The organism is uncultured Campylobacter sp. (assembly GCF_938045225.1).
Taxonomy (GTDB): domain Bacteria; phylum Campylobacterota; class Campylobacteria; order Campylobacterales; family Campylobacteraceae; genus Campylobacter_A.
The window spans coordinates 1-6,242 of sequence record NZ_CALINL010000066.1 but is presented as its reverse complement, the minus strand read 5'-3'; the positions used below and the strand labels follow the sequence as shown (position 1 = coordinate 6,242).

General features: G+C 51.0%; 6 protein-coding genes and 1 pseudogene. 6 read left to right on the top strand and 1 reads right to left on the bottom strand.

The genetic code is table 11. The features are described 5' to 3' along the window. The 5 genes from lepA to gyrA all read left to right on the top strand — a co-directional run. Positions 1–1,736: translation elongation factor 4 (lepA, locus tag Q0200_RS03065; RefSeq protein ID WP_297937567.1), on the top strand; the 1,736-nt coding region annotated here is incomplete at its 5' end. Between the two features lie 273 nt (positions 1,737–2,009). After that, entirely contained in the window at positions 2,010–2,699 is a 690-nt protein-coding gene (locus tag Q0200_RS03060; RefSeq protein WP_297937565.1) for a hypothetical protein, read from the top strand. Between the two features lie 9 nt (positions 2,700–2,708). Next, positions 2,709–3,269 carry a YajG family lipoprotein gene (locus tag Q0200_RS03055; RefSeq protein ID WP_297937563.1) on the top strand — a complete coding sequence of 187 codons (561 nt, stop codon included), beginning with the start codon at positions 2,709–2,711 and terminating at the stop codon, positions 3,267–3,269. Continuing rightward, positions 3,269–3,841, top strand: coding sequence for a ComF family protein (locus Q0200_RS03050; protein WP_297937561.1), 573 nt, complete (start codon positions 3,269–3,271; stop codon positions 3,839–3,841). The genes Q0200_RS03055 and Q0200_RS03050 overlap by 1 nt, the downstream gene beginning before the upstream one ends. 55 nt (positions 3,842–3,896) lie before the next feature. Then, positions 3,897–5,849: a DNA gyrase subunit A gene (gene gyrA, locus Q0200_RS03045; RefSeq protein WP_297937560.1), complete on the top strand. Its 1,953-nt coding sequence runs from the start codon at positions 3,897–3,899 to the stop codon at positions 5,847–5,849. On the opposite strand, the pseudogene Q0200_RS11890 reads toward gyrA, so the two are convergent. After that, a pseudogene (locus Q0200_RS11890) lies at positions 5,735–6,106 on the bottom strand (amino acid permease); the annotation flags it as partial. The gene gyrA and the pseudogene Q0200_RS11890 sit on opposite strands and share 115 nt — an antisense overlap. On the opposite strand from Q0200_RS11890, the gene Q0200_RS03040 reads away from it, so the two are divergent. Next, positions 5,987–6,242 (top strand): hypothetical protein (locus tag Q0200_RS03040; protein WP_297937558.1); only part of this gene is annotated, 256 nt, incomplete at its 3' end. The pseudogene Q0200_RS11890 and the gene Q0200_RS03040 overlap by 120 nt on opposite strands.

The following is a 6,242-nucleotide window of genomic DNA, read 5'->3' as shown; positions in this document are numbered from 1 at the left end:
CGCTTGCTGATCGCCTCATTCAGGAGTGCGGCGCCGTAAGTGACCGTGAGATGAGCTCGCAAATCATGGACACGATGGACATCGAAAAGGAGCGCGGCATCACGATCAAGGCTCAGTCCGTGCGTCTAAACTACACGCTAGGCGGGCAAAATTTCGTCCTAAATTTGATCGACACACCAGGCCACGTGGACTTTAGTTACGAGGTGAGCCGCTCACTTGCTAGCTGCGAGGGCGCGCTGCTCGTGGTAGACGCCTCTCAGGGCGTAGAGGCGCAAACCATCGCAAATGTCTACATAGCACTTGAAAACAACCTCGAAATCATCCCCGTCATAAATAAAATCGACCTCTCCGCAGCAGACCCGGAGCGCGTAAAAAACGAGATCGAGCATGTCATAGGGCTTGATTGTAGCGGCGCAGTCGAGGTTAGCGCAAAAACGGGCATCGGCATCAAAGAGCTACTGGAAGCCATCATCACGCGTATCCCGGCTCCGGGTGGAGAGGCGGAAAAACCGCTAAAAACGCTCATCTACGACAGCTGGTTTGACAACTATCTAGGCGCGCTGGCGCTCGTGCGCGTCTATGACGGCGAGCTAAAGAAAAACGACGAAATCCTAGTCATGGGCACGGGCAAAAAGCACATCGTGCTAGATCTCATGTATCCAAACCCGATCGCGCCGATAAAAACGGCAAATTTGGGCGCGGGCGAGGTCGGCATCGTGGTGCTGGGGCTAAAAAACGTGAGCGACGTGCAGGTGGGCGATACGATCACGCTAGCTAAAAATCCCGTAAAAGAGCCCGTCGGCGGCTTTGAGCGGGCTAAACCGTTCGTATTTGCGGGACTTTATCCGATCGAAACGGATAAATTTGAAGATCTGCGCGACGCACTTGATAAACTAAAGCTAAACGATAGCTCTATCAGCTACGAGCCCGAAACCTCGGTCGCGCTTGGGTTTGGCTTTCGCGTCGGATTTTTGGGGCTGCTGCATATGGAGGTTATCAAGGAGCGCTTGGAGCGCGAATTTGACCTCGACCTCATCGCCACGGCTCCGACCGTGACCTATGAGGTGGTGCAAACCGACGGTCAAATTTTACGCATCCAAAACCCGAGCCAGCTCCCTCCGGTCAATAAAATCGAGCACGTCAAAGAGCCCTACGTAAAGTCCACGATCATCACGCCTAGCGAGTTTTTGGGCAACATCATCACGCTGCTAAACAACCGCCGCGCCGTGCAGACCAAGATGGACTACATCACGCCCGAGCGCGTGCTGCTCGAGTACGACATCCCGATGAACGAGATCGTGATGGACTTTTACGACAAGCTAAAATCGAGCACCAAAGGCTACGCGAGCTTTGACTACGAGCCTAGCGACTACCGCGTGGGCGATCTGGTGAAGCTTGATATCAAGGTCGCGGGCGAGACCGTGGACGCGCTCTCCATCATCGTGCCAGAGTCCAAAGCCCAGTCCAAAGGACGCGACTTCGTAAAAGCCATGAAAGAGATCGTGCCGCGCCAGCTCTTTGAGGTGGCTATTCAAGCCAGCATCGGCAACAAAGTCATCGCGCGCGAAACGGTAAAATCGATGGGCAAAAACGTAACCGCCAAGTGCTACGGCGGCGACATCACGCGTAAGCGCAAGCTGCTAGAAAAGCAAAAAGAGGGCAAAAAGCGCATGAAAGCCATCGGCAAGGTAAATTTGCCGCAGGAAGCCTTTCTCTCGGTCCTAAAAATAGACTAGCGGTATTTCGCGAGCGTTTTTGCTGCGCTCGCAGCCGCTTTTTATTATCTCACGGTCAAATTTGAGCTCAAATTTACAAATTTGACCCTCCCAGACCCGCGCCTTGAAAATGCTAAATTTAGCACTATCTCCGCTTTTAAAATCTCAAAAATCAAATTTAATAAAATTTACACAAATTTCCAATTTCCTCCAAATTTTACACAAATTTGGAAATTCATCTCAAATTTGGATAGAATTTTGCTTGCACGATGTAAAATTTACGAAAGGATTTTCATGAAAAATTTTATACTTTTATTTGCAGCGTTCCTTTTTACGGGATGTTTCGGGCTGTTCGAGAGCTCGCCGGAGGTCGCTCAAACTAGCGAAGGCAACGCCAAAGGCTACAAAGAGGTGATGCGTATCAAAGCAGACTGCTCCTCGTGCGCTAGCGGCGGTCAGGACATCAAGATAAACGGCACCGACTACACCAGCGACGTCGCGATAAAATGCTGCATCGCTCAAAGCAGGATCGACACGAACGCGGCTATCAAAAAAGTCTATATCCACAAAATAGCCGACGAAAGAGCTACTGATAGCGGCATAAAATTTATCTCCAAAAACGGCGCAAAAATGCTCTATCCAAAAGAGCGCCTCGAGAGGCTTTTTCATCTTTTCTTACAAGACGAGCTGTTAAATCGCGGAATCATGGTCGTGGATAGCCAGACCTCGCCTTACACGTACCGCGTGGATTTTGCATTTACCGACTACGCGGCGTCTTATAGCGAGCCGTCGCAGTATCTAAGCGCGGCGTTGAAAGGCAAACTAGGAGTCAAAAACATAAACAAAACCCGCGTGCTAAACATCTCCACCAGACAAGACGTGCGCAAACTCGAGGCCGAGGATACGCAGGACTTTAACCTCTACGTCTACCTTCTCGTTAAACAAGCTGCCAACAAAGCCGCCGAAGAGATATCAAAACTATAAAGGAAAAGTATGAAAAAACTAGCTTTTTACACCATTGCTGCCGCGCTTTTTGCCGTAGTCATGAGCGGATGTTCACAGCGCAGCTCGGTGTTAAATTTAACCCCGTATCAATCAACCTCAAACCAGATGGGCTACCAAAAAAATATCCGTATAAATAGCATCGAGGACGCTCGCGCCAACAAAAGCATAGTCGCCACGATCACCGGCAGCAACGGTGACGTCAAGGAGTACGTCACGCTACAAAACAGCATCGAGGGCTGGCTCCAAGACGGTCTTAGCACCGAGCTAAAGCGCCTAGGAGCAAATTTGAGCGACTTTGGCGATATCGTCGTGGACGTGAGGGTCGTCGAGCTTAAAGCAAATCTAAGCGGCTACTCCACCGACAACCTAAAGGGCTCGGCAAAGCTTGCGATAACGGTGCATAGAGGCGATCAGACCATCACCAAAAACGTCTCGCAGGAGCAGACTAAATTTGCCCCGATCCACACGAGCGGTGCGTTTAAGAGCTTTTTTGACGAACTACTCCAAGACATCGTAAAACGCGCGGCGATCCAGATCCTAAAAAGCTAATGAGATGCGCTAACTGCGGGCATCTGAGTCTGGGCGTGATCTGTAAAATTTGTAAAGATCACCTGCTCGCCTCGCCCGCAAGGACGCGCGTTTTGGACGGCGATTTTAAAATTTATAGCTTTTTTGACTACTCCGAAGTTAAAAATTTACTCCACTCAAAGCACCTATTTCACGGCTCTTTCGTTTACGGCGCGCTTGCAAATTTGAGTTTTAAGATTTTTGCGCGAAAATTTAGCTTCGGCTCGCTGGTAAATGCCGTACCTATCGACGACAAAACAACTAGCGGCTACTCGCATACGGCGATCCTAGCTCGCGCGTTAAAAAGCGCGGAAATCCGTCCGCTTTACGCCTGCTTGCACGCGGATTCAAACGTCAGCTATTACGGCAAAGACCTAGCCTTTCGCCTGAAAAATCCGCGAAATTTTAAGCTCTTAAAAACGCCTAAATTCCCCGTTATCTTGATAGACGATATCGTGACGACGGGCACGACGATAGACGAAGCCAGACAGACGCTGCAAAAAGCCGGCTGCGAGGTACTTTTCGCGCTGACGCTTGCAGATGCGAGGTATTAAATTAAATTTTAATCAAATTTAAGCTAAAATCGGCAAGTAAATTTTAAGGATAAAAATGGAAGAAAATCTACTCAATCAAAATCAAGACATCCAAGCCGTCGATATCGAAGAGTCGATAAAAACGAGTTACCTCGACTACTCGATGAGCGTCATAGTCGGTCGCGCCCTGCCCGATGTCAGAGACGGCCTAAAGCCCGTTCATAGACGCATCCTATACGCGATGAACAACCTCGGAGTCGGCAGTCGTAGCCCGTATATGAAGTCCGCTCGTATTGTTGGCGAGACTATGGGTAAATATCACCCGCACGGCAATCTAGCCATCTACGACGCGCTCGTGCGTATGGCGCAGAAATTTTCCATGCGCTATCCGACTGTCGACGGTCAAGGAAACTTCGGCTCCATCGACGGCGACGGCGCTGCAGCGGAGCGTTATACCGAAGCTAGGATGACGAATCTCACCGAAGAAATCTTGCGCGATATCGAAAAAGACACGGTTGATTTTATCCCAAACTACGACGATAGAGAGACTGAGCCAGACGTCCTGCCTAGCCGCGTGCCAAATTTGCTGCTAAACGGCTCTAGCGGTATCGCCGTCGGTATGGCGACGAATATCCCGCCGCACAGCCTTGATGAGCTCATCGACGGACTTTTGCTCGTGCTTGAAAATAAAAATGCGACGCTAGAAGAGGTGATGCAGTACATAAAAGGGCCGGATTTTCCGACGGGCGGGATAATATTTGGCAAAAAAGGCATCATCGAGGCCTACCGCACGGGACGCGGCCGCGTGAAACTACGCGCCAAAACCCACATCGAAAAAAAGCCGAACAAAGACGTCATCGTCGTAGACGAGCTGCCGTATCAGACGAACAAAGCCCGCCTCATCGAGCAGATCGCCGAGCTGGTTAAAGAAAAACAGATCGAAGGCATCAGCGAAGTGCGCGACGAGTCCGATAAGGACGGCATCCGCGTCGTCATCGAGCTAAAACGCGACGCGATGAGCGACATCGTGCTAAACAATCTCTTTAAATCCACGACGATGGAGAGCACCTTTGGCGTCATAATGCTTGCGATAAACAACAAAGAGCCGAAGGTATTTAACCTAATCGAGCTTTTGAAGCTATTTTTAAATCACAGAAAAACCGTCATCATCCGCCGCACGATATTTGATCTAGAAAAAGCCCGAGCTAGAGCGCATATTTTAGAAGGCTTAAAAATCGCGCTGGATAATATCGACGAAGTGATCGAGCTAATCAAAAATAGCGCCGACACTCCGAGCGCTCGCGAGGGACTAGTGGCAAAATTTGGCCTTAGCGAGCTGCAAGCAAACGCCATCCTAGATATGAGGCTGAGCAAGCTAACTGGTCTTGAGCGCGAAAAACTAGAGGCCGAGCTAGCCGAGCTAATGGCTGAAATCGCACGCCTTGATGAAATTTTAAAGAGCGAAACCTTGTTAGAAAAACTAATCAAAGACGAGCTACTTGAGATAAAAAATAAATTTAAAGTACCGCGCATCACCGAGATCGTGGATGACTACGACGATATCGACATCGAGGACCTCATACCTAACGAAAATATGGTCGTAACCATCACGCACCGAGGCTACATCAAGCGCGTACCGAGCAAGCAGTACGAGAAGCAAAAACGCGGCGGCAAGGGCAAGGTCGCGGTAACTACGTACGACGATGACTTCATCGAGAGTTTCTTTACGAGCAACACTCACGATACGCTGATGTTCGTGACTGATCGCGGACAGCTCTACTGGCTCAAAGTCTATAAGATCCCTGAAGGAAGCCGCACCGCAAAAGGCAAAGCGGTAGTAAATCTCATCCAGCTACAGCCTGACGAAAAGATCAAGGCGATCATCCCGACGACGGCTGCGACCTTGATCGCGGCGAACCAGAATTCGAACTCGCCGAACGCCTTGACGCCCACCAGATTGACAGCGGTGATGACGAGCAGCACGGCGGCCGCCGACGCCCACGCCGGAACCGAGGGAAACCAATACTGAATGTACTGGCCCACCACCGTGAGTTCGGCCATCGCCACGGCGACGTAGTTGAACCAATAGTTCCATCCGGCCACAAATCCCGCCCGGGGGCTCCAGTAGTCGTTGGCGTAGCGGCTGAAAGAGCCCGAGCTCGGCCGATGGACCGACATCTCCCCCATCGCCCGCACCACAAAGAAAATGACGATCCCGCCCAACGCGTAAGCCAGGAGAAGCGACGGGCCGGCCAGCTTGATTCCCTCCGCCGAACCGTAAAACAGACCCGTTCCAATCGCCCCTCCGAAGGCGATCATCTGAATGTGCCGGGTGGTCAGGCCCTTGCGGAGGCCTTCGGGGTCTTTCCGGGCGACGACGTCGTCGAATGCGTCCTCGCATCGGGCGCCGGGCGATTTGGCC

Coding starts and splice junctions, on each gene's coding strand:
- Q0200_RS03060 (WP_297937565.1), top strand. CDS start 2,010: ATGAAAAATTTTATACTTTTATTTGCAGCGTTCCTTTTTACGGGATGT.
- gyrA (WP_297937560.1), top strand. CDS start 3,897: ATGGAAGAAAATCTACTCAATCAAAATCAAGACATCCAAGCCGTCGAT.
- Q0200_RS03055 (WP_297937563.1), top strand. CDS start 2,709: ATGAAAAAACTAGCTTTTTACACCATTGCTGCCGCGCTTTTTGCCGTA.
- Q0200_RS03050 (WP_297937561.1), top strand. CDS start 3,269: ATGAGATGCGCTAACTGCGGGCATCTGAGTCTGGGCGTGATCTGTAAA.